Here is a 24,219-nt window from a genome sequence, read left to right as displayed (position 1 = left end):
ATGAAAGAATTATTCCCTGTTAAACAAGTAATGGGCTTTGCATTTTCAATCGTACTGACTGCAGTTGCACTTTTGGTTTACTTTACTGACATGTCCTACACTATGGGCATGACTGTGCTACTAATAACTGCTTTCGTTCAAGCAGGATTACAGGTCGTTGTCTTCATGCATGCTGGAGAAACCAAGGATAAAGGATCAATTTACATTAATATTTACTATGCTTTGATCATCGCTTTATTCACTATCTTCGGTACGCTACTTGTATTGGTTTGGGATATGTAAGTATATGAAAAGTAAAAAGGAGGATCTAGACTCTAGAGTCTGGATCCCCCTTTTTTTGTAGCTTACTAATAAAACAAAAGAGAGCGTTATACTAAACGCTCTCTTTTTTATATTTACTCGAATTCAAAATCATTTCTTCAGATGCCACTAATATCATTCCGATTAAAAAGATAAAAACTGCTCCCATGACAACGCCAATTCCAATGCCCATAACTGTACTAAACTCACTTATTAATGATCCATATATAAAAATAGCAATTCCGATTGTAAGTAAAGTAGCTCCGACCAATTTAGTAGCGTGCAACATTTTTACGTAAGATTCCATATTGTAACACCCCTTTATACTTATATTATCCAACACGTTCACAAAGTTGTCAATTATTTTTGTCATTTTTGTGAACGGAAAATAAGTATAAAGAATTCACTTTAAATCTTCTTATTAAAAGCTATGGACGGATAGGACCCAGGGATGGGCGTATGTACCTTGCTTGCGAGCGGATAGACCTCTCGCTCGGGCTCATAACGCTAAACTTCTGGCGTTCACCAGTGTGGCGAGAAGAACGCTCACCGGCATAACTAATTATTCACTTTTAATATAAATGGCTAACTCAGATTATTTAAATGTGTCTATTTATCGAAAATTGAAAAAGAGGCTCTTAAAAAAATATAGTAGTATACTAATATAGTAGTGAATTTCTTTTAGCTAACTACGTGTTAATTACATGACAAAAACACATCTTAGGAGGCACTATATTATGATATATGCAAATCCAAATACTGAAGGTTCTTTAGTAAACTTTAAAGAACAATATCAAAATTTCATTGGTGGAGAATGGGTTGCTCCAGTTAAAGGACAATACCTTGAAGTTATATCTCCAGTAACGGGCAAAGTATTTACATCAGTACCACGCTCTACTGCAGAAGATGTTGAGCTAGCACTAGATGCTGCACACGCTGCAAAAGATGCTTGGGGTAAAACTACTGTTTCTTACCGTTCACAAATTTTAAATAAAATTGCAGATCGTATTGAAGCAAACCTTGAAACAATTGCTGTTGCTGAAACTTGGGACAATGGTAAAGCTGTACGTGAAACATTAAATGCTGACGTTCCTTTAATAGTTGATCACTTCCGTTATTTCGCAGGAGTTATTCGTGCTCAAGAAGGCGGTATTAGTGAAATCGACGGCGATACTGTAGCATATCACTACAGCGAACCACTAGGAGTAGTTGGTCAAATTATTCCTTGGAACTTCCCATTACTTATGGCTGCATGGAAAATCGCACCGGCTTTAGCTGCAGGGAACTGTATCGTAATGAAGCCTGCTGAACAAACACCAGCTTCTATGTGTGTATTAATCGAGTTAATCCAAGATCTTTTACCAAAAGGTGTATTCAACATCGTTCAAGGAACAGGTTTAGAAGTTGGGAAACCACTTGCATCAAATCCACGTATTGCTAAAATTGCATTCACTGGCTCAACTGCTGTAGGACGCTCTATTATGCAATATGCAACAGAAAATATCATTCCTGTAACGTTAGAGCTTGGTGGTAAATCACCAAATATCTTCTTCCAAGACGTAATGGATGCAGATGATGAGTACTTAGACAAAGCAATTGAAGGCTTCGTATTATTCGCTCTTAACTCAGGTGAAATTTGTACAGCTCCTTCACGTGCATTAATACATGAATCCATCTACGAAAAATTCATGGAAAAAGTATTAGAACGCGTAAAAGCAATCAAAATTGGTAACCCACTAGACACTGAAACAATGATGGGTGCACAAGCTTCTAAACAACAAATGGATAAAATCCTTTCTTATATTGAAATTGGTCAACAAGAAGGCGCAGAATTACTAATCGGCGGTTACCAAAACAAATTAGACGGCGATCAAGCAGAAGGTTACTATGTAGCACCGACTGTATTCAAAGGTAATAACAAAATGCGTATCTTCCAAGAAGAAATATTTGGTCCAGTTCTAGCTGTGACAACATTCAAAGACTTTGACGATGCAATGGAAATTGCAAATGATACAGTATACGGCTTAGGTGCTGGTGTATGGTCACGTAGTGGCGAAACTGCTTATCGTGCAGGTCGTGCTGTACAAGCTGGTCGTGTTTGGACTAACACATACCACCAATACCCTGCACATGCTGCATTCGGTGGTTACAAACAATCCGGTATCGGCCGTGAAAACCACTTAATGATGCTATCTCATTACCAACAAACAAAATGTATTTTAGTTGGCTACAATAAAGGATCAATGGGCTTCTTCTAAAATGGAAAAAGTCATTGCGACAACTGCAGCTCAAGACTTAATTACGCAACTACAGAAACAACATGGCAAACTTATATTTGTTCATTCAGAAGGTTGCTGTGATGGGACTTCACCAATCTGTATGACAGAGGGCGACTTTTATCTTGGTAGCCGAGATGAAAAAATAGGTGAAGTTATGAACGTACCATATTTTATGCATACTTCAAACTCTTCTTACTGGCAACATCTCCAAATTGTCATTGACGTGCAAAATGGTATGGGAAATTCGTTTTCACTAGAAAGCTCAAATGATATGTCCTTCATTATTCGCTCTAAAGTAATGGAAAATAAATAAGAGAGAGTACTATCTCTAAGAAAAAACACACCGCCATGCGGTGTGTTTTTCTTATGAAAGGATATATTTCACCTAAATTGCATAAGTGTATTTTAAATGTTTCTAAAAGGTCCATGTCTTTACTACAAGTTCATCACTTAATGATGCTTTAGCTCGTAGCTCCTGCTACTTTTGTTACCGCCAAGTAATGGACTAAACATGGAGGTTCCTATGTATATAATGTATATGTGGATTTGGATATAGATGGACAATTTACTCAGACTGTTGCAGCAAAACGAAATGACATATACAGACGTGAATTACCATTGGCCATTCAAGCAATCAGATATGGAGATAGGTGGCTTTTCGATTCATATCCTACGTTAAATAATTCCTCCATAATAGTTCACTTCCAATCCATATACCCTCCCTTAAACAAGGTAGAAAATTGGGGTACTTTTGCAAACCAATTTTAATGAATAATTGAAATAAAAAGAGGAGATGACCAAATTTTATTGGCACCTCCTCTCTTATTCATTTATATAAACTTCCCTTATTTGTAATACTGTTTGCCATTGAATACATAAATGATATATTCCGATCCATGTAGCAAACTTCCTTCATATAGTATTATCCAAAGTTTTAGGCTATAAAAAATCCAATATTAATGACTGCATTTCAGCAATTTCTTGATGCTATACTACGATACGAATATAAGTTGATAGCTATCAAACATGTTACAATCAATGGATGAAGAACAGGTGGAGTGACGAATATGAGTAAACGAGAACAACAGAAACAACAACGCCGTCAAAACATTATTCAGATTGCAAAGGAATTATTTTTGGAACACGGTGTAAAAACAATACAAATGCAAGATGTGGCTACAGCCGCTAATATAGGGATTGCGACGTTATTTCGCTATTTTCCCAAAAAAGAGTATTTAATGATTGCGGCAACGAATGCGATTACAGATGAAATGGCCTCGGATATTGGAAAGATTATCGAGCAGACTGTGACGGCATATGAAAAGATCGATCAAATTTTGGATTATTATATTGAAATGACAAACGATCCACAATTGCGCTTAGCAAAATTTTTCGAGTCCTATGATTTATATGAGAAAATTGCAGAGGAATCGCCGGAGCAATACGCGGAGTACTTATCTGCAAGAGGCAGATTAGCCTGCATTTTATTCACATTAGGTGAACAGGGGCAGCGAGATGGCTCATTAAGATCGGACCTGGATTTGGATGTATTTATCTTGACAATGGTGCAAAATTTCAGCTTATTTTCGTTTAAATCTAGCTTAACGAAGCATGGTACCAGTCTTTCGTCATTGCTTTCTTCGGACAAGCAGCTTGCAATGATGAAGGATGTATTTTTACGCTATATTGAGGCATAACTAAAACAGACGGATTGATTGACATTGTCATAAAAAAACTGTTTACTAGAAAGTGTAAAACATGATAGTCAACTATCACATTATATCAATCTATCTTAGGAGGCATTTTATATGAGTCGTTTATCAGGTAAAGTAGCAGTTATTACAGGAGCAGCACAAGGCATGGGTGCAGCACATGCAAAATTATTCATTGAGCATGGTGCAAAGGTTGTTTTAACAGATTTAAATGAGGAAAAAGGAAATGCACTTGCTACCGAATTAGGTGAAAATGCCCTTTTCATTAAACATAATGTAACATCAGAAGAAGATTGGACAACAGTTATTGCAAAAACGGAAGAAGCTTTCGGTCCAGTAAACGTATTAGTAAACAACGCTGGTATTACAATGGCGAAAAATATGCTTGATATTACAGTTGAGGAATATCGTCGTATCGTAGACATTAACCAAGTCTCAGTATTCTTGGGTATGAAAACTGCAGCAACTTCAATGATGAAAACTGGTGGAGGTTCAATCATCAACATTTCTTCAATGAATGGTTTAGTTGCCGGTGCTGTAGGTTACACTGATACAAAATTTGCAGTTCGTGGTATGACGAAAGCAGCTGCGATAAACTTAGCCCCAATGGGAATCCGCGTAAACTCTGTACATCCAGGAGTTATCGCTACACCTATGGTTGTTCAAGAAGATACAAAAGCAGCTGTAGAAGAATTTGCTAAACACATTCCTTTAAAACGCGTGGCGCAACCAGAAGAAGTTTCAAACATGGTACTATTCTTAGCTTCTGATGAGTCTAGCTACTCAACAGGGTCAGAATTCATTATTGACGGCGGATTAACTGCACAATAATATTAGCATCTGAAAAATTCATATAAATTTTGTAAAGGTCGATTTTCTATTAACTTAGAAAATCGACCTTTATTATATTAACTTTCACTATTTGATAGACAAGTTCTCTCCAAAGATGGCAACATTCTGCCTCTCCACTATAAATTTTTGTCCATCCCATTTTAATACTGTTTGAACATATCCAATTGCATCAGCATGGTATCTTCCTGCAATTTCTTGAAAAGCCATCAGTTCATACGTACCGTCCCTGGCAAAGTCGATTGGGTACAATCCACCAACAGGGTCAACCCACCCCTCAATTGGTTCCTTTAAAATTCCATTTCCATCATAGATTTCCGATAAATATTCTTCTCCTTTATATGCTAAATCTAATACGTATTGCTTGTTTGGATTAGAGCTAATTACTTTAACTTTGTAGTAATTTTCATAAAGCACTTGAAACTTGGAGGTTTCGTTAAAATCTTCTACGTCAAATACTTGTTGCATACTCCCAACCGTAAAAGAAAAGACAAATGCATAAATTGTCCCTCCACTTCCTCCAGTATCAATAACAACTAAAATGTCATCCACTTGATCACCAGTAAAGTCTCCAAGAAAGATGGTGGGATTATACCCAACATTTTGATTTAAATAAATTCTTTCTAACGTATTTTCATGTTGATACAAAACGTTCAAAGTGATGTTCTGCCAAAAGGGGCTTCCTTCCGTTTTTTCTCCAGTTAAGTAAACAGTGTCCAAAAATCCATTCCCAGTTAAGTCCCCTCTAGAATACACAATAATTTCATCATTATTATTCCTACTATTTTGCATATGCTCTAACACTTGCTTCCTCATATTTAACAAAGACTCGAGTGAAGGGTACGGCTCACTGAAAGATAGAGCCTTATCAATAGAAATCATAAACTGCTCGAAATCCCCTGACTTCTTTTGAGCTTCCGCTAAATAATACCAATAGTAGGAGAAATCATTAGATTTTAGTAGTCTTTCATAATAACTTTCTACCCTTTTAAAATAATATGGATATACATCCTTAGCTAAAACTAGTTGGTTTTCTTCAAAACGATATACGTCTACTTTGTAGGCTTCGCCTGTATCATGTATCCATATCGCAAGTTCATATTGACCATCAGGACCGTATAGACCAGGCATGTCTTCTACTTCTAACTTACTATAAGCTATATTCGAAGTGGGCAATTGAATAATGCCTCCATCCATCCATTGTAGTAAATCTAACTTGGACCATTCGCTACCTATTTGCCAGCCAACAATAAGTGTATTCACCCAATTAGTTGTAATCGGTGCCGCCATTAAACTTGAAATACCATATCCACTTCCTTTTATATGTATTAAAGGTAGCCACTGGTTATCCACATTTTTTAAAATCACTAAGTAATTTTGATCTTTATACTTATAGGCACCAATTAATTCATTGATTTGGTCATTATCGATATCAGCCAACAACACCGCGGGACTATTAGGCAGTCCGGACAACTCAAGGATAGATGCGGTGGGTGGTAGAAAATTTAACAACACATTAACAAAATCCTTCACTTTTACACCCCTTTAAGCCATCATATGCAAAAGAAAAGTAAAACCTTCCATCAGTGAAAAGACAAGTATCTTTTACTAAGCAAAAAGATGCCAAAGAGGAACTTTCCCCTTTGGCACCTTTGCTAAATTTATTCTTTTGAATCTTGAACCGGTTCATCTTTCTTTACTTCAGTCCCAGTTTCTTGGGACTGTCCCGCAGGTGTAGGAACATTGACAAATAGTTTACCTGTCGCTTTTTGTCTTGTTTCATTTGCGAATTCATCTACCACTTTTACTTCGACAACTGCTCCATTCGCAACAGTATCCGCAGGCACTGTCCAATATCCAACGTAATGTCCACTGCCTTGCTCCATCATAGGTAGCTCAGTTGCATTAGTCACTTGTCCTACATTAGTTAATGGCATATGGATCACAAACGAAGGTTTTAATCCTGGGCTGCTGTCAAATTCAATTTTAACGCTTCTACCTGTTGCCAAATAAAGATCATTTTCTGGCTTCAGATTTGTAATTTCAGGGGCATTATAGTCTGCTGTAACAGTGACTTTTTTCGTTTCACTATTCCCCGCTTTGTCACTAGCCTCTACTAGAATTTCATTGACACCTTCATCTAGAAGAATCCGTTTAGAGTATTTTCCATTCGAAACCGCCGCAGCTTGACCGTTAACATGAACGAAATCTAGGTTCTCATCCGCAATAGTACCTTGTACTGTTACAGTTTCACGATTCGTTTTTTCTCCGTCAATCGGGCTATCGATAGTTAATACAGGTTTTAGTGTATCAAGAACAACAGTGGCAGGCTCAGATTGACCAGTTACTCGACCATCTAGTACTGAAACTGCTACAAATTCATTTGATCCTTCCGTCAGTTCCGTTTCTATAGAGAATTTACCAGCCTCGTCAACAATTACTGAGCCTGCATCTTCTCCGTTTTGTGTTAACTCAATTGTAGTTGTTGGTGAAGCAGTTCCTTGTACAGTAAACTGCGTTTCATTTGTTACTAAACCAGTCTCTGGTGATGTAATAATTGGACCAACAACTTCATAACTAACACGGGCACGAATCATATAATTCCCTTCTTCTGCTGGAGAAGGGGACCATGCTCCAGATACTCCTTGATAACTTCTTCCTGCATTTACTCCATTTTCGTCTGTTGCAAGACCAGGTGTATTTGGATTTGCAAAAGTTTGAACGTACACCATGAAGAAGTCACCATTTACCGTAATATTATGTTCTGTAAGATCTACTACAGTCCACTCACCATTACGAAGTGCTGTTGCATCTATAGGACCTGCTAGTTTTTTCCCTGGTGTACCATCTACACCAGTAGCATCCCAAACTTCTACTGCAAATGCCGTTCCACCTGGGTTTGGCCATGCTGTATCCCAGAATCGGAAAACACCATCTGTCACAATCCCGTTCTCTTTCCCTTCAGGCATTGACATCTTCACAGCCCAAGCATTTCCTGCTGCATTGAAAGCGCGGGCATTTTCTGCTGTTCCGTCATCATATCCAATTTCTCCACCAGGATATGTGTAGAAGGGTTCTAGAGCCACATTTTGTGTAGTTGCATCAGGACCGATTGTAATTGAAACTTCTTGGCTATGGTACCCACGAGCAATTATCTTTATTGTGTAGTCTCCTTCGTAAGCAGTTAGAGAGTAATTACCAGATGCATCTGTTACTACTGGAGTTACGTTTGCATCTTCTACAAGTATAATCGTTGCTCCTTCAATTCCCTCTCCCGTCGATTGATCAGTGATTACGCCACTTATCGTATTTTCTTCAATTTCCGATAAAGTAAAGTTAGCAGTTGAAGTGCCATCTGCTTCGATCGTTACAGATTTTTCTTCAGATTCAAATCCGTAAGACTCTGCTTTAGCTGTAAATGTCCCTGTGCCATGCATAAGCGAATACGTACCATCTGCCGGGTTCGAATAAACCGAGCGACCAGATTCTAAGACACTTACTTGAGCACCTAATGGTAGAAGTGTCGGATTAACAATTGTCTCTACTACTGGTGGTGCTATTTTAGTAGGCACTATAGGTTTAATCGTTTTAGGGTCAATTGCTTCTTTCAAAGATTTTTTATCCGTTTCTTTATTATTATCTTTGTTTGCTTTATTTCCACTATTACCTGCTTTATTGCCGTTATTACCTTTATTTGCACCTTTTGATACTTTTCCTGTTTGAGAAGTATCCTGTAAAACAACATCATCTAAATACCAACCATTTTTTACAACACTTCCGTCTGAGAAAGCGTTAAAACCAATGTATACTCGCTGACCTGCATAGTCTGTCAAGTCAACCTCTGCGTCGATCCAACCATTAGATGTACCTTGGATCATTAAAAGTTGTGTCCATTCAACTTGATCTGTAGAGATAAACACATGACCATAATCCCAAGCTCTTCCTGCTGAAGATTGTTCAAACTCGTGCCATTGTTTGAATTGTAGGTATGAGTTTCCTTCTGGTAAATCTACTGGAGGCATAACGAGTGTAGCATTCATAGAACTCTCATATGCTCCGTCTAAGTTAGTAGCGTACACTTTTTCTCCCGATGAAGCTCCATCAGGACCTACTGTTGGAATACCCCATTCCCAGCTATTCTTCTCCCCAAAAGAAGTCCAACCAACAGGTGTAGCTTCAAAATCTTGGGAGTAACCAACTGTTATACCAGGGTTAACTTGGATTCCATATTCTTCACTAACTACCTCATTGTTACCGAAATCATTTATCGTCCATTTGTACGTAAATGTTTCCCCTGTTATAACTTCTCCGGGTACTACTACAGTGTATTCACCATCCGTATAGTCTCCAGATGTGCGCCCCGCTTCAATTGATTGCCATGCGCCGCTTCCATCTTTATAGTTTAAGTTAACTGATGAAACACTGATATTATCAGTAACTGATATTGTTAGAGGTAAAGCCATTCCCTCATACGTCTCAGCCGGAGCAGTATGTTCAAATACTGGACCCTCTGTATCATCGCCTTCTTTTGAAACCTGTCCTTTTAATGTTCCAAGACCTGTAATAATAGATCCTACTGCTTCATATGCATCTACTAATCCATATCCGTATCCATGATTCGGAACTGCTGTATATACAGAATCTGTTAATGGGTTTGCTGTATTAAGCAGAATCTCTTCCATCTCATTCACAGTTATGTCAGCATCCACTTGTCTAAGCAAAGCTGCTACACCGGCTACTGCTGGTCCAGCCATCGATGTACCATTCCATCCACCTTCATAAACCCCACCTGGTACAGATGAACGAATATTCACACCAGGTGCAGAGACATCTGGTTTAATCTCTGCATACGGAGAAGGTCCACGTAACGAGAAATTTGCTACTGCATTATTAATATCAGTCGCTCCTGTTGCAAATGATTCTGGATAGTTTGCAGGTGCTGCTACAGAACCTGCTCCACCAGGATTTGTTAGAGTAGTATTACCCGCAGAAAATTCCGGGAAAATTTCTGCTGCACGCCAATTGATCACGACATCACGGTACCATTCATCAAGTCCTGCTCCGCCACCCCATGAGTTATTCACTACATCTGGAGCCATATCCACTCGTGTATTGCCTGCTGCATCTGTTGGAGCTAGAATCCACTCCGCTGCTTCGAGTAAATCAGTATCTGATCCACCACTTGCAGTAAATGCTTTAACAGCGATATATTTTGCTCCTGGAGCTACCCCAATTTGGTTCGCACCATTAGGTTCACTTCCAACCATAGTTCCTGTCACATGAGTCCCATGCCCTTGGTCATCATATGGAGTAGCGCGACCTGCTGTTGCATCAAACCAGTTGAAGTCATGAGAAACTGCTCCACTTGCCTTGTTGAAGCCACGATATTTTTCTTTCAACGCAGGATGGTCCCATTGCACACCTGTATCAATACTAGCTACAACAGTTCCTGCTCCGTCTATGCCCATCTCCCAAACTTCTGGAGCTTTAACACGCTCTACATTCCACTCTATATTAGCCGTTTCTGCCTTTGGAACGACTGCGTTCTCTGTTTTTGTAGTAAATAACTGACGAGTTTCATTTGGTAATATTTTTTCTACCTCTGGGAATGTAGCCAATTTTTCAGCAATTTCCTGAGTTGCTGTAACAGACATTCCGTTTACTATATAGTATGACTCAACATCCTTTGCATTTCCCTTAGCAACTTCTTGCTCCAGAAATTCTGTAACAGTTTGCTGAGATTCTAAGGAAGTAGACTTCAATTCTGATACAACTGCCGATCGTTGAATAAGCTTAGTATTATGTGATGATAAATTTGCTTTTTCCGCTCTTTCCTTAGCTTCCCTAGCAACTTGTAAAGAATCTGATTTTTCCTTGAATTTTATTAGAAATGTAACTTTGTCATCGCTTTTGAAACTTTCAAGTAATCGACTGTTTAGCTTGTCCTTCGCAGAAATAGAATTGGAATTTGAATCCCTGAACGATTGATGAAGTTTGCTTGCCGTTTCAGCACTAACTACATTTGGTGCAACAAGCGAAAACGTCATTAGTACACTAGCAACAACACTAAGAACTTTAGTTTGACTCTTTTTCTTCCTCAACTTCATTCCTCCCTGAATTTTATTAAGATTTTTTTACCAACTGAACTAACAAAAGCCCACAAAAAAACACCCTCTCCTCCTTCCCAATAAATTTTGGTAAATAGAATCAATGGTGACAATCTAAATTTCTCTTGGTGTATATACAACAATAAAGTAATACAAACTTAAATAATGTCGAATTCTGACATAAATAATCTGAATATTGAAAAATGATAAAAATAAACTATTTTTAGTATTTTTTCACTAGGCTAATAGTAATTACTTTGCAAGTTTAATATTCTAAAAAACACTTTTATAATCCACTTTTAACCATATAGCTATTGATTTGCTAAATTTTTGTTTTTTTACGCCACTTTTTTTTCATTTTAAATAAATAATCAATTGTACCCGGTCGCAAAAAATGGGCAAGTCCCCTCATTTCTAACAATGTTTAATAATAGGTCTTTATTATCATAATTATTTTATATAACCGTCATTTAAAGCAATATCTACAGTGTTTTCCGATTTATATTGAATATTTTTAATTTGAAAGTACAATATACTCATAAACCACTATAAACTAGTAGTCCTTAAGTTTTAACACTAATTAAAGTTGTCAAATTGTCGAATACTTAAGAGGTTATTTAAGCTCAAAATGAAAGATATTATTCTATTAAATTTATTGGTATGGTTAAGGAAGATGATATTAAATGGAGGAGTTTTGAATTTGCAAAGTTTACAATTTGAGGCATCATGGGAGAAGGCCATTGCTATCAATGACAGAAAACTGATAACCGATATTTTTCAAGTTAGCAGTAAAAAAGGTGAAGAGAGTATACAATTGGTACCCATTTGGGAAGCCATGAATTATAAAGGTGAGGTATTGATCACTGTTCTTATTCACAACTTTACAGATACACCACATACTTTTCGACATCAAAAATTTACCTACCAGGAAAAAGAAACAGTTGTTGCAGAACATATTTTCACTATTCCTCAGGTAGTTATTAAACCAAGAAACAGCATGCCTTGGACATTTATCTTTCCTATTGAAAGTTTACTACTGAAAAAAATCCATGGAAATGGAAAGTTAGAATGTAAACTAAACGATTGAGTATATTAAAAAATAGCGAAACGCCTACCGAATTGTACGTTAGGCGTTTTCTAGTTAATGCTTTTTGTAACAAAAACTTATACTATCTTCATCAATTCTCTATCTTTTCTTCCGTGTAATAAATAGTAAACGGGAATACAAATCACAATCACCGCAACCATTGCTACAAAGATTGTACGGTATCCAGTGTTAGGTACGATAAAACCTAAAATATATGGTCCTACCCCTAAACCAATATCAAATAAAATAAAATAAGTTGCAGTAGCCAAACCAAAACGATGGGGCTCTGTTACTTTAACCGCTATTGTTTGCGCCACAGAATTAAAGTTACCATAACCAATACCTATAAATGCGGCTGCAAGGAGTAACATCCACCCTGCTGAAGCCTGGCTAAACAACAGCATGCCAATAGCAAATAGAACAATACATGGGTATACGATTATGTTCGCACCTTTAGTATCCATTAGTTTACCTGTAAAGGGACGAGAAATAATAATAACAATTGCATACACTAAAAAGAAATAACTAGTGGCACTAACTAGATTAATGGACTCTGCATAGAATGACAAAAATGTCATAACGCCCGAATAACTAAACCCAATAATTAATGCCACAAATGAAATAGGCACTGCTTTCGGTTCGATAAATTGAGATAAAATGGAGCTTTTAACTTCTGTTTTCTCTGGTTGTTTAATTGGCGCTAATTTCAGTTTCACAGCTGCCAAAAATAATATACAGAGGATAGACAAAGCAAGGTTCATCGTGAACATGATTGTGAATCCATTTTCCATCTTCAATAGTAGAATCCCTATAAAAGGACCAATCGCAGTAGCTAGTACAGCGCTTAGACTAAAATAGCCAATTCCTTCTCCTTTACGGGCTCTCGGCAATATATGAGCCACAATGGTACCGGTAGCTGTACCTATAATTCCAACGGCAACCCCTTGTGCTAAACGGTTAACTAATAGTAGCGGGATACTGTTCGCTAAAAAGTAAAATAAGGAAGTAATAGTAAAGAAAGATAGACCTACCCACAATATAGTAGTCGGTCCTTTTATTCCGATGAAACGTCCAGCACCAAGTCTCCCTATTAATGAACCTATAATAAAAATACTAGATACTAAGCCTGCCGTACTGGTGGATGCCTCAAATTCCGATTTTGCATAAGATGCGATTGTTACAAGTAGTAAAAAATATACTAATGTCGCTAAAAAATTTATAGTTGAAACGATTATAAAATCCTTTGTCCAAAGTTTTTCCTTGTTCATAAACTACCACTACTTCCTAAAATTTTGCTGCAATTTTTCTAATACCTTTTCCACTACCTCACACTCTTCCTCCGTGATATCTACTAAAAGGGAAGCTTGAAAAGCATGTACTACTTTCTTTAATTGCTGATATTTAACTATGCCTTCCTCTGTTAAATGCATCACTTTTTTTCGTTTATCCGTACCGTAAACAACATATATTAGATGTTGGTCAATAAGTTTCTGAGCAAGCGCTGTTACAGATGGCTTCTCTACACTCCAGTAGAGGGCAATTTCTGAATTTGTCGCAGGTCCAACCTCAGAAATATATCTTATTAATCCCCATTGGGCTTCCGACATTTGATATGGGCCTAACACTTGCTGTAAACCATTCGCATAGGGTCTTTGCAGTATTTTAAATTTAGCAAACATCGAGTTCAGTTGAGTATCCTCCTTCATATTATAAAACTAGTTAGTTAGCCTAATTAATTAAATATTATTTTACTGCATTTGTAAAGTATTTAATAATTCATTCAACAGCTGATCGTTTCATATAAAAAACACTCTCACCATTATTGGCAAGAGTGTTATTACAGTACATAAGGAAATTCACTATTTAGGTCTTTCAAGAGAAAATATTTTACCAATTGTTGCATAGTTAGTTCCTGCTAAACGACTGACAGCATTTAAACTTTTGGGATCTACCTTTCCATCTTCATATATTGCTTCATCAATATGAAACTGAACTACTTCGCCTATGAATAAATCACTACTAGGTTCTTCTCCACCTAGAGGAATTGCTTGTATTAGCCTGCACTCCATTCGAACCTTTGCTTCCATTATGCCCGGTACCGTTACATTATCGCTTGCTACCAAAGTTAGATTCGCTAATTCAATTTCACTTTCTGAAGCAGGCAATGAAGCTGCTGTTTCATTGATTTTCGCTACATTCTCATCATCGACAATATGGACAACAAATTGTTGGTTATCATAAATATTGCGAGCAGTATCTTTTACTCGACCACTTGGTCTTTGGATTGCTAATGACACCATCGGCGGGTTGGACGAAACAATATTGAAATAACTAAATGGTGCTCCATTAACAATTCCACCACCAGATTGTGTAGTAACGAAAGCAATGGGCCTAGGAATAATAGAACCTATTAAAAGTTTATAATTCTCTCGCTCACTATTTTGTTTGGGATCAATCGAAATCAATAGTTTCAACTCCTCTATTAGCTGGTTGCAAGCACTTAATGGGAATAAGTTCTGAGCAAAACTTTCAATCTATTTGATATCGTTTTGCACAAAATTTATTTGGTAAATTATAAAATGCACATGCGAACATGTACATTTTATGATTTATCGTTTTACAATAATTATTTACGAATTGTATTTAATGCTGTTGTCCAAGGGATAACTTGATCTAGCATTTGGTTTACTGAATCTGCTTGTACCGCAGCTGGTTTGAAGTCTGTACCATTTTCAAAATCTGTAAATAATGATAATGCTGGATGTACACGTACATGCGCTACTAATAATTCACTTAAAATGCCACGTAAATGTTCAGTTGCACGAGCTCCCCCAACTGAACCATAAGATACGATTCCAGCTGCTTTGTTATTCCACTCTTCACGTAAATAATCTAAAGCATTTTTAAGTGCTCCTGTGATTGAGTGATTGTATTCTTGAACGATAAATACGAATCCGTCTTGTTTTGCAATAATTTCTGACCATGCTGCTGCACCTGATGCATCGCCGCCTGCTTCACCTAAAAGTGGTAGTTTATATTCTGCAATATCAATAATTGTATAGTTTGCATCTCCACGTTTATCAGCTAATTCTTTTACCCATGCCCCTACTTGTGGACTAACGCGTCCCTCACGTGTTGATCCTAAAATGATACCTATATTTAATTTTGTCATTGTTTTTTCCTCCTCTTGTTGTGGTTCCTGCGTTCCAAATAGTTTACTTAAAAAACCCAATTTATTTTTCACCACCTTAGTAGCAAGTATTACTAAACTAATACCGTTTTTATTCACCATATATTTAGTGAATATTTTTCTAAGTAATAGCTTTACTTTTCCCTATAGTTTCTTAAAATAATCAAAAGTAGAGATAATTTAGAAAAAGATCCTCTATTTGATTTTGACTTTTATATCTCTAATTAATAAATCTTTAATTCGAGATAATAATATCATAAATCGAAAATTATTGTCAAATGAAGTGTTTTGAACTGCTCATTAAGGTTTGTTAAAATTTTCCCAACCTAGCTAAACGTACCGCTCTGTGCAAGGTTTCTTTTGGCTATGATAGGACCTTTCAAGCACACTTGCGTGGGTTTAGATGCTTGTAGTTGCTATCCTTCTATAAAAAACACTCCTCCGAGATTGTCGAATGAGTGTTTTAGCGTTATTTTAGTAAGTCCATATATCGACTGGACACATATCTACCAATCCTGCGTAAAACCGCTTTTCTTCTTCCCTTAACTTGATGGTTTATTTGGATTTTCAACCCCAGAACAACCCCATTTTAAAATCCACAAAAAAACACCCTTACCATTCCTGGCAAGGGTGCTCTATAAGTGTTGCTATATTAGACTTTTTAAGTAAGCCGCCTTTGCCGTACATTCATTAGAAAGTTTTAAACCACCACTCCTCAAAGTGGGTGTTCGCAGATACTATCCTGCATGTCCTTATTGTCTAAAAGAGAACAAGGCGTGTCATTCCAGCTCTATATAAAACTCCCTATTACAGCTTAAAGGTTAAAACTTAATATCCATACGTACAATGCAGCTTATGTTTATATAATATACTCTTCTCGATTAAATTTCAATGGAAATGATTTGGTATAATGTAAAAAGAGCTACAGAGGATGTGATGATGTGGACAAGGAATCAATAGAGAAAGAATTCGAAGACATTACTGATGAAGAATTACAGATACTAGTTCTAGAAGCACAAAGAGAAGCATTAGAAAAAGAAGCGTTACAAAAAACAAGACCAAAACCAAAGCGACCTTTTCCAAAATGGATATTCTGGACAATGGCTGTTGTCTTATTCGTCAATACATTTGCAATCATTTTTCAGATCTATTCCATTCCAGCCATTGAATTTATCAAAACTTCCGCTAAGTTATCAGCACAGGAAGATATTGCACGATATAAGGAAGCCGTTGTTGTTGTTTTAACGGATGATAGCAAGGGAACTGGATTCTCTATTTCAAAGGAAGGACAAATTCTCACCAATTATCATGTAGTCGATGACAATAAAACCGTAATAGTCGGGTTTCCAGAAGCGGGACGTTTTAAAGCAGATGTTATACAAACCTATCCGTCTATAGATCTCGCAATTCTACAAGTAGATGAAAAAGACCTACCTTATTTAGAGCTTGCAGAAAAACCATCTTACTCATTTGGTGATCCTATTACCTTTATCGGCAATCCACTTAAATTTACAGGTATTGCGAATGAAGGAACATTAATCGATTTTTATCAGTTAAGTGATTGGGAAGTCCCTGTAATGATGATGGAAGCTCCAGTGTATAGAGGAAATAGTGGCAGCCCTGTATTGGATGACAAAGGGAAAGTAATTGGCGTTGTATTTGCTACACTAGATCATGATGAGTATGGTAAAGTTGGACTTTTTATACCGATTAAAGAGTATTATAATTCCCAGAAATGATTACAGAAAGCCCGATTAGCATTGGTTCGCTAATCGGGCTTTTCCTGTTGCTCTCGTATAGGAATAAATGCCTCTTGTTCGTGCTAATTTCTCTCTTGTATAGCAATGAATCTCTCTCACATAAAAATAATCACGTACCCACATTTAAAAATTTCTCTCGCCAAATAACTCGTTCTTTTTCATTCAGCTCATTTTCGAGTGTTTCATCCCATTGGTCAAGAAATGTATTCCAGACTCTCGCGTATAGAAGATCCTCTGATGGATTGTATAAAATAAATTCAAAGCAAGGAACATCATCTACATATAGTTCCGTGTTGGATACAATTTCAGATACAACGGTTTGAAGATCTCCATCCACTTTTTCCATTCCATTTGCTTGAAGTGCATCAACTAGTACGTCTTCTGCCCATTTAAATCTTACTTTTTCCTCCGAGGCATATCGGAAAAGATTCAACGTTTCTTCGCCGTCCAATGCCGGTTTTATTTCTCCCTGTAAAAAAGTAGAGTGGCTTGGGCTATAAAGTAAATTCTGGCTTTGAGCATCTAGTTCTTCTTCAAATATTCCATCGTTGAGTTGTTTAATCCCTTTTTCAGTTAACGTATAAACCTGATTTTTTATTTCTATTAATTGTGTTCTCTTCATAATGTTGATCAAATCTTCCATAAATAACTGCTCCACAAGTAGTAACTCACTAATTTGCATAGCACTTGTTACTTTTGCTTTTTGACATGTTATCAACATCATTTTCATTAGAACATCCATTTTTATACGTTTTACAGGTTTATATTCCACTTCAATTGTATGAAGTGGAATCGTCCAAGCTGTGGATGAAACTACTTTAGCTTGAACATTTTGTAGTAACTCTTTTTTGAGGCGTTTTTCTAGTTCAATCATTTTAATATACTCCTATAACCTAAACATTATTTCTTTCTGGCACCTTGAAAGTTAGTCCATCCGTTCTTATCTTTTACAATTTGAAGCAAGCGACCATACATTTCTCTAGAAGTTTTTTGTTTTGCTCGTTTAGTGAACATATCGGAGCTTCCTACTAAAACAAGCAGCTCTCTTGCTCTTGATAATGCCACATTTAAGCGACGGTAGTCATTAGCAAATCCAATGTCTCCACTCTTTTCATGATTGTTCCTTACCATACTTAGTAAGATGACATCCATCTCCATCCCTTGAAACTTATCTACAGTTCCAGTTCGGAAGGTCAAATGAGTTAAGTTAACCTGCTGTTGAATAAGTCGATCAATTCGCTTGACCTGCTCCCCGTAAAAACTAATGACCCCAATACTTTTACGTTCATCAGGATTCATTCTTCCTTCTTTTTTAGCAATTGCCGTAGCCTCATTTAAATCTATTAGTACGTCACGAATAGTATCTAACTCCGCTTGGTTAAAACGACTTTTCCCATCCTTCATACGCTCTTCAAAATACGGTTTTTGGTTGGGCATATCTATCCATAACAGATGGTCTTTTCTATTCACGTAGCGCGATTCAAGTAGGTGGTCACGGGCAGAATCTGAATCAACCAACCCACATTGGAGTCGATAATTCTCTTCCTCATAAAACGGAGTGATTGTCTGCATTATACTTTCATGCATTCTATACTGGATTGCTAGCATCGTTTTACTCGTCTTAGGTAAATTTTTGAATAACCGTTCAAATAATGATTCCTTTAAAAGTTTTTTTAACTCATCCTTTTCCTCTAGATTTTCACTTTCTTCTAGTATAGCCTGTAGTGTTTCATCTAGAGTATCCTCTCCAACAAGAGGTGGTAGCTGATGATGATCACCAACTAGAATAACTTTCTTGCCTTTTAACATTGGTAAAAGCAATTCAGGCGGAGTAGCTTTAGAAACTTCATCTATTATAACTACATCAAAAACAGGGTAGTTCTCCATAAATTCCTTACGCGCAGATGCAACACATGTTGTTCCAATAACATTGGCATGACGAACATACAACTTACGAATTTCATCTAAATCGTGGTCATTTGCATCCTTTAATAGTGAGTGCCAGTCTTTTTGCACTGTTTGCGTAATTGGAAGGCGATCCTTCTCTAGTTGAAGCTTTACTATTTCTTCTTTAGTTTCTTGTATCGTTTCCCCTACTTTGTCGAATGCATGTTCAGGGTTTTGAAGTATAATTTCATCTAAAGCTTTTAGTTTGCGCTCTTGCTCTAAACCATCTGCATTCACTTGTTTAATTTTTTGATCGTTGTCTTGGAGAATAGCTTGTTTTCCCTCTAGTTCCTTGGTTAGCTGTTGAAAATGATTCTTTTTCATTTCCAGTTGTTCCATATAACTTATAACCGTTTCTTTCGTTTTCTTCAATTTGGCAAGAGAGACTTCGATTTCCGATTTCCTGCCTCTTAAATCCGAGTGTATCAAGAGTAGATTGGTTGTATCGATCTCCGTCTTTAGCTCATTCACTGTCTTTTGAAGAAACTCTAGTTGTTTCTTTTCATTTATGGTCTTATTAGCTATATCAGTTTGAAGATGTTGAAGTGATATAAACTCTCTATTGCTATCACTGAGCACTTGTGACTTAATCGTTTGAAACTTAGTAATGGAACTATTTTTTACTAACTGAATCATTGATTTCTGCTTTATCACAAATTTTTCTCTTACATATAATCCTTCCAGTAATATAGCTAACTTTTCGGTTGTTAGTTCATCATCACCCGTCATAATGTGCTTCATCCGATTCATAAACTGATGAATTTCTTTTACCGTATATTCAGTATCAAACAAAATACCGCTTCTTCCCATGTTGTTTTTTACATTTTCAACAGGGAATTTATACTTGAGAAGTAACTTTTCTACATAATCTATAGCAGCGTGTAAGCGAGAGTTTAAATCTTGCCAATCATTGAATGCTTTAATTTTGTCTATTAGCTCATCTAATTCAGCCATCTGTTGCTGTAGTTGCGATGATAGTTCTATTCCATACTCTTTCATTGTACTTTTCAGCTGATCTATCTTCTTGATAGAATCTATATCAATCTTTAACCTTTCAAGATGATTTAACTTTGTCAGTACGGTTTGATACTTCTCTCTATATGTTTCTACATTTGCTTCTGTTTGTTGCAGGGACGCTATCGTGTCCTTATATACAAGGTAATTTTGAATTCCCTTTATCTCTACCATAAGAGAGTCTATTTCGGTGACAAGTTCTTGCTTAGTCGGATTAGACACAAGGAATTGCTCCATAGTATTTACTTCATGCGCTAAAGCTTCCGACTTTACTCGTACTTCGTATAGTCTCGATTCTAGCTCTTCATGATCTTTTTTTAATAAAACCAATGCTTTTTTTAACTTTTTAATCTCTTCTATTCCTAACTCATACTCCACTTTTGCTTCTGCTTTTTGTTCAATAGCTTTTTTCAATAAAATTTGTTCTTTACTAAGTTCCTCAATTTGAAGCTTACATCCAGCTATTTGTTTAAGGAGCTGACCTTCTCTTAAAGAGTGTTCATCCAACTCTTTTTGTAAGGCAGATAAAGTTTGTTCTTTCCAATACTGCCCCACGTTTTCTTCGATAAACCTTTTGCCCTCTTCTTCAATACTTTCTGTCCTACCGAATCGCAGAATACGAATTTCTTTGTTTGAAAGTAATCTACTAAGTGCATTGTCTACTGCTAAATTAGATTGAGACGCTACAAGTGTACGTAACCCGGCCTTTGCATTTTGTTGACATATTTCAGAGATGACCGTTGTTTTTCCAGTGCCAGGCGGACCTTGAATCACATATAAATCTTCCGCTGACATCGCACCAATTACCGCTTCTTGTTGGAATTCGTTTAGCTGGTTATGGAATTCTAATTCTTTACGCTTTGCATTCACACGAATGGTTGGCCGATCTTCGAATAAAATTTTCTCGAGATTTGGATTGGCAGCTAACCCATTTTGTAAATCTTCAAATCCCTTCCGTAGACGTCTAATTTGACTGAGTGAGGCGAAATTACTAAAAACTGCCTCTTTCGATTTGGGATTCCATTGATTTTTCCTTGCAAGTTCTCTATATTTTGGCTTGATTTCTATTTCAATTGTTTGTTTTGCTCGATCTGATTTCAATATATCGCCTACGTCATTTTGGAAACCTTTTAACGTTACACTAAGACCTCTTAAGTTTTTCCATTCGTTCGCATTCATCGTACAGCCTTGCAAGCTCATACGACTAAAATCTGCATTGAAGATAAGTTTAGAGTATGGACTAGTTATATCCGCAATATCTGCATTACGCTCTTGAATCTTCAAATAACCTTCCCAACTAGAAATTCGTTTTTTTACATACTCTGAACGCTCTTCTGCTACAGGGAGTTCTTGAATTTTTGTATGCAATGCTAGCGGCATGCCTGCACCATTATTTTTAGCAGTAACAAATGTTAAATTGACCGGAAGACGGCGATTAGTACGAACAGGAACCTTCGGACCTCTCACATAAAGACCCGTTGCAAGTAAACCGTCTTTTTGCAGGATACACTCCATCACTACTACACGGTTATCCATTTTTTCAGCGAGCTTATTGTTTGCTACATTATCAAAATATATGGACAGTGATGTATTTCCATGATTATTTACTGGGCGCTTTTCAATATGTACTTCAAAAGAACTCTGTATGTTAAAAAAGGCATGTTCATCAGTTGACCATTCCTGAATTCCTTTGCGCGCTTTATTAGTAATCATTAAATTACAGCGCAATGTCTTAACTAAGGTTGCTGATTGGCTCATGAACAAACCTCCTTCTTTATCGTAAGTAAATACGTAATTTATTCAACTTATCTATGTTATCATTTTTAGCTGAGAAATTGCATAATCCGACTTATCTATCTTTCGCTAATACTATTTTCAAATAATATCAATAGGAGTTATGAAATAAATATGAATATTTTGTGAATTAATAATTGCTTACTCTATTAATCTTTATTATGATAGATTTACAGTTTTTAGATAGAAAATTCTAAAAATTGAATATAATTTAGGAGGAACGTGCATGGCGATTAAGACCGAAACTGCTTTAAATAAGACGAAACCTCTAGATAAAAAGAAAACAACACCCCAAAAAGGGGGTCCGCCTAATTATTCTGCGATTGCAGAAAGTACAGAGTTCAAATCCCTGAAAAGAAAGAAAAACAAATTTATTTTACCAATAACAATATTTTTCTTACTGAGTTATATTTTGCTTCCCATTTTGACTTCTTATACGACTATTTTAAATAATAATGCATTTGGTGACATCGCTTGGGTTTGGATTTATGCTCTTTCACTCTTTGTAATGACATGGGTATTATGCATGGTTTATGTCCGCCGTGCCAATGATTTTGATAAAGAAGCAGAGATTATTTTTGAAAAAGAAAAGGCTGGTGACTATAAATGAATGTAATAGGATTGGCATTTTTTGTAGCAATAGTTGGACTAACTTTATTTGTTACATATATAGCCTCCAAGCGTACAAACTCAGCCAGTGAATTTTATACAGCTGGTGGCGGATTAACTGGCTGGCAAAATGGAATTGCGATTGCTGGAGATTACTTATCCGCTGCTTCTTTCTTAGGTATCGCAGGCGCAATCGCACTTTTCGGTTTTGATGGTTTCTTTTACAGCATTGGTTATTTAGTAGCTTACTTGGTTGTGTTATATATTGTAGCTGAGCCACTACGAAATCTCGGGAAATATACTCTTGCAGATATGATTACTGCTAGGTTCGATCAAAAGAAAATTCGTGCAGCGGCTGCTATAAGTACATTAACTATTGTTTTGTTTTATATGATTGCACAGCTTGTAGGTGCAGGTGCACTTATTCAATTATTATTAGGAATTGATTATTGGGTTGCTGTTCTTTTAGTCGGTGTCATGATGACTATTTATGTACTATGGGGTGGAATGGCTGCAACTAGCTGGGTACAAATCATAAAAGCTGCCTTGTTGATGGTCGGCACTGTGCTTATTTCCGTCCTAGTATTGTGGAAATTCAACTTTAATATCCTAGGCATGTTTACAGAAATGAAATCCATAACCGCTAATGGTGAAGCATATTTACATCCTGGTGTGAAATATACAAACGGACTAGATACGATATCTATGATGATTGCATTAGTGCTAGGAACTGCTGGTTTACCACATATTCTAATGCGTTTCTTTACTGTAAAAGATGCAAAAACGGCTCGTAGCTCCGTTGTTTACGCTACTTGGATTGTAGGGATCTTCTATGTATTAACTATTTTCTTAGGATTTGGTGCTGCTGCATTTGTAGGTTCTGATGCAATCATAGCTGCTAATCCGGCTGGAAATATGGCTGCTCCTTTATTAGCACAGGCTTTAGGTGGAGATATTCTAATGTCGTTTGTCTCAGCAGTTGCATTTGCTACAATCTTAGCCGTTGTAGCTGGCTTGGTGCTTTCAGGAGCATCCGCATTTGCACATGATTTATATGGACAAATTTTCAAAAAAGGTAAAGCAACAGAAAAACAACAAATGAACGCTGCGCGTCTTGCTTCTGTTGGGGTTTCTGCTTTCTCTATACTGCTAGCACTCGGTGCACAGTCTATGAACGTGGCATTCTTAGTTTCTCTTGCATTTTGTATTGCAGCAAGTGCAAACCTGCCAGTAATCATTTATACAATTTACTGGAAAAACTTTAATACCACTGGTGCTTTGACCGCTATAATCACTGGTCTCCTTTCCGCTCTTATACTTGTGGCAATAAGCCCTAACTTATGGGCTGCGGACGGTTCAATGGCCTTTACTGGGGAAGCTCTTTTCCCACTCACCAATCCAGCTTTAGTTTCAGTCCCTCTTGGATTCTTAGGTGGTTGGATCGGCACACTTTTTGGTGCTCGAGCAGATCAACGAAAATATGCAGAAGTAGATGTAAAAGCAAATATTGGTTTAAAATAACTTGTTTCCGTAAAAAAACCGATTCCTTTGGGAATCGGTTTTTTTTCCTT

Annotated in this window: 18 protein-coding genes, 1 other RNA gene and 1 pseudogene; 10 read left to right on the top strand and 10 right to left on the bottom strand. The window is 36.8% G+C overall.

Annotation, left to right across the window (positions count from 1 at the left end; genetic code table 11):
* Positions 1–282 (top strand): cytochrome aa3 quinol oxidase subunit IV, encoded by a 282-nt coding sequence (gene qoxD, locus MHI40_RS02125; RefSeq protein ID WP_093536132.1) that lies wholly within the window; start codon positions 1–3, stop codon positions 280–282.
* A gap of 91 nt (positions 283–373) precedes the next feature.
* Here the strand turns inward: qoxD and MHI40_RS02120 are convergent, their stop codons facing one another.
* Positions 374–607 (bottom strand): hypothetical protein, encoded by a 234-nt coding sequence (locus MHI40_RS02120; protein WP_093536134.1) that lies wholly within the window; start codon positions 605–607, stop codon positions 374–376.
* A 430-nt stretch (positions 608–1,037) separates the two neighbouring features.
* Here MHI40_RS02120 and exaC point away from each other — a divergent pair, with 430 nt between their 5' ends.
* The 5 genes and pseudogenes from exaC to MHI40_RS02100 all read left to right on the top strand — a co-directional run bounded on the left by exaC (position 1,038) and on the right by MHI40_RS02100 (position 5,122).
* A complete protein-coding gene (exaC, locus tag MHI40_RS02115; RefSeq protein WP_093536136.1) occupies positions 1,038–2,558 on the top strand; it encodes an acetaldehyde dehydrogenase ExaC in 1,521 nt (506 codons plus the stop codon).
* A complete protein-coding gene (locus tag MHI40_RS02110; protein WP_340761325.1) occupies positions 2,524–2,892 on the top strand; it encodes a DUF779 domain-containing protein in 369 nt (122 codons plus the stop codon). The genes exaC and MHI40_RS02110 overlap by 35 nt, the downstream gene beginning before the upstream one ends.
* A gap of 200 nt (positions 2,893–3,092) precedes the next feature.
* Positions 3,093–3,347, top strand: a pseudogene (locus MHI40_RS23400) (staygreen family protein); the annotation flags it as partial.
* Between the two features lie 299 nt (positions 3,348–3,646).
* Complete coding sequence (locus tag MHI40_RS02105) at positions 3,647–4,276, top strand: TetR/AcrR family transcriptional regulator (protein WP_340761324.1); 630 nt, start codon at positions 3,647–3,649, stop codon at positions 4,274–4,276.
* A 111-nt stretch (positions 4,277–4,387) separates the two neighbouring features.
* Positions 4,388–5,122, top strand: a complete 735-nt coding sequence (locus tag MHI40_RS02100) for a glucose 1-dehydrogenase (protein ID WP_093536144.1) — start codon at positions 4,388–4,390, stop codon at positions 5,120–5,122.
* Between the two features lie 87 nt (positions 5,123–5,209).
* Here MHI40_RS02100 and MHI40_RS02095 read toward each other — a convergent pair whose 3' ends face one another.
* Both MHI40_RS02095 and MHI40_RS02090 read right to left on the bottom strand, forming a co-directional pair.
* Complete coding sequence (locus MHI40_RS02095; RefSeq protein ID WP_340761323.1) at positions 5,210–6,673, bottom strand: hypothetical protein; 1,464 nt, start codon at positions 6,671–6,673, stop codon at positions 5,210–5,212.
* A gap of 128 nt (positions 6,674–6,801) precedes the next feature.
* Entirely contained in the window at positions 6,802–11,247 is a 4,446-nt protein-coding gene (locus MHI40_RS02090) for a S8 family serine peptidase (protein ID WP_340761322.1), read from the bottom strand.
* A gap of 700 nt (positions 11,248–11,947) precedes the next feature.
* On the opposite strand from MHI40_RS02090, the gene MHI40_RS02085 reads away from it, so the two are divergent.
* Positions 11,948–12,334, top strand: a complete 387-nt coding sequence (locus tag MHI40_RS02085; protein ID WP_340761321.1) for an SLAP domain-containing protein — start codon at positions 11,948–11,950, stop codon at positions 12,332–12,334.
* 77 nt (positions 12,335–12,411) lie between these two features.
* Here MHI40_RS02085 and MHI40_RS02080 read toward each other — a convergent pair whose 3' ends face one another.
* The 5 genes from MHI40_RS02080 to ssrS form a co-directional block, all read right to left on the bottom strand.
* Entirely contained in the window at positions 12,412–13,602 is a 1,191-nt protein-coding gene (locus tag MHI40_RS02080) for an MFS transporter (protein WP_340761320.1), read from the bottom strand.
* Positions 13,603–13,611: 9 nt separating this feature from the next.
* A complete protein-coding gene (locus MHI40_RS02075; protein WP_093536152.1) occupies positions 13,612–14,013 on the bottom strand; it encodes a MarR family transcriptional regulator in 402 nt (133 codons plus the stop codon).
* A gap of 180 nt (positions 14,014–14,193) precedes the next feature.
* Positions 14,194–14,799 carry a flavin reductase family protein gene (locus MHI40_RS02070; RefSeq protein WP_340761319.1) on the bottom strand — a complete coding sequence of 202 codons (606 nt, stop codon included), beginning with the start codon at positions 14,797–14,799 and terminating at the stop codon, positions 14,194–14,196.
* A 161-nt stretch (positions 14,800–14,960) separates the two neighbouring features.
* Positions 14,961–15,566 (bottom strand): NADPH-dependent FMN reductase, encoded by a 606-nt coding sequence (locus MHI40_RS02065; RefSeq protein ID WP_093536156.1) that lies wholly within the window; start codon positions 15,564–15,566, stop codon positions 14,961–14,963.
* Positions 15,567–16,187: 621 nt separating this feature from the next.
* Positions 16,188–16,382: non-coding RNA, 6S RNA (gene ssrS, locus MHI40_RS02060), on the bottom strand.
* A gap of 83 nt (positions 16,383–16,465) precedes the next feature.
* On the opposite strand from ssrS, the gene MHI40_RS02055 reads away from it, so the two are divergent.
* On the top strand, positions 16,466–17,263 hold the full coding sequence (locus MHI40_RS02055; RefSeq protein ID WP_340761317.1) for a S1C family serine protease: 798 nt from the start codon (positions 16,466–16,468) through the stop codon (positions 17,261–17,263).
* Between the two features lie 130 nt (positions 17,264–17,393).
* Here MHI40_RS02055 and MHI40_RS02050 read toward each other — a convergent pair whose 3' ends face one another.
* On the bottom strand, positions 17,394–18,158 hold the full coding sequence (locus tag MHI40_RS02050) for a hypothetical protein (RefSeq protein ID WP_340761316.1): 765 nt from the start codon (positions 18,156–18,158) through the stop codon (positions 17,394–17,396).
* Between the two features lie 26 nt (positions 18,159–18,184).
* Complete coding sequence (locus tag MHI40_RS02045; protein ID WP_340761315.1) at positions 18,185–22,003, bottom strand: DEAD/DEAH box helicase; 3,819 nt, start codon at positions 22,001–22,003, stop codon at positions 18,185–18,187.
* Between the two features lie 262 nt (positions 22,004–22,265).
* Between MHI40_RS02045 and MHI40_RS02040 the strand changes: the two genes are divergently transcribed.
* The gene (locus MHI40_RS02040) at positions 22,266–22,649 is read left to right on the top strand and encodes a DUF485 domain-containing protein (RefSeq protein WP_093536163.1); all 384 of its coding nucleotides are present in this window, start codon (positions 22,266–22,268) and stop codon (positions 22,647–22,649) included.
* Positions 22,646–24,169 carry a solute symporter family protein gene (locus tag MHI40_RS02035; protein ID WP_340761313.1) on the top strand — a complete coding sequence of 508 codons (1,524 nt, stop codon included), beginning with the start codon at positions 22,646–22,648 and terminating at the stop codon, positions 24,167–24,169. The genes MHI40_RS02040 and MHI40_RS02035 overlap by 4 nt, the downstream gene beginning before the upstream one ends.
* The last annotated feature ends 50 nt before the right edge of the window (positions 24,170–24,219 follow it).

Source organism: Psychrobacillus sp. FSL H8-0510, assembly GCF_038008345.1.
GTDB lineage: Bacteria > Bacillota > Bacilli > Bacillales_A > Planococcaceae > Psychrobacillus > Psychrobacillus psychrotolerans.
Note: the sequence above shows the minus strand (reverse complement) of the source record. Positions and strands in the feature narration are given on the sequence as shown.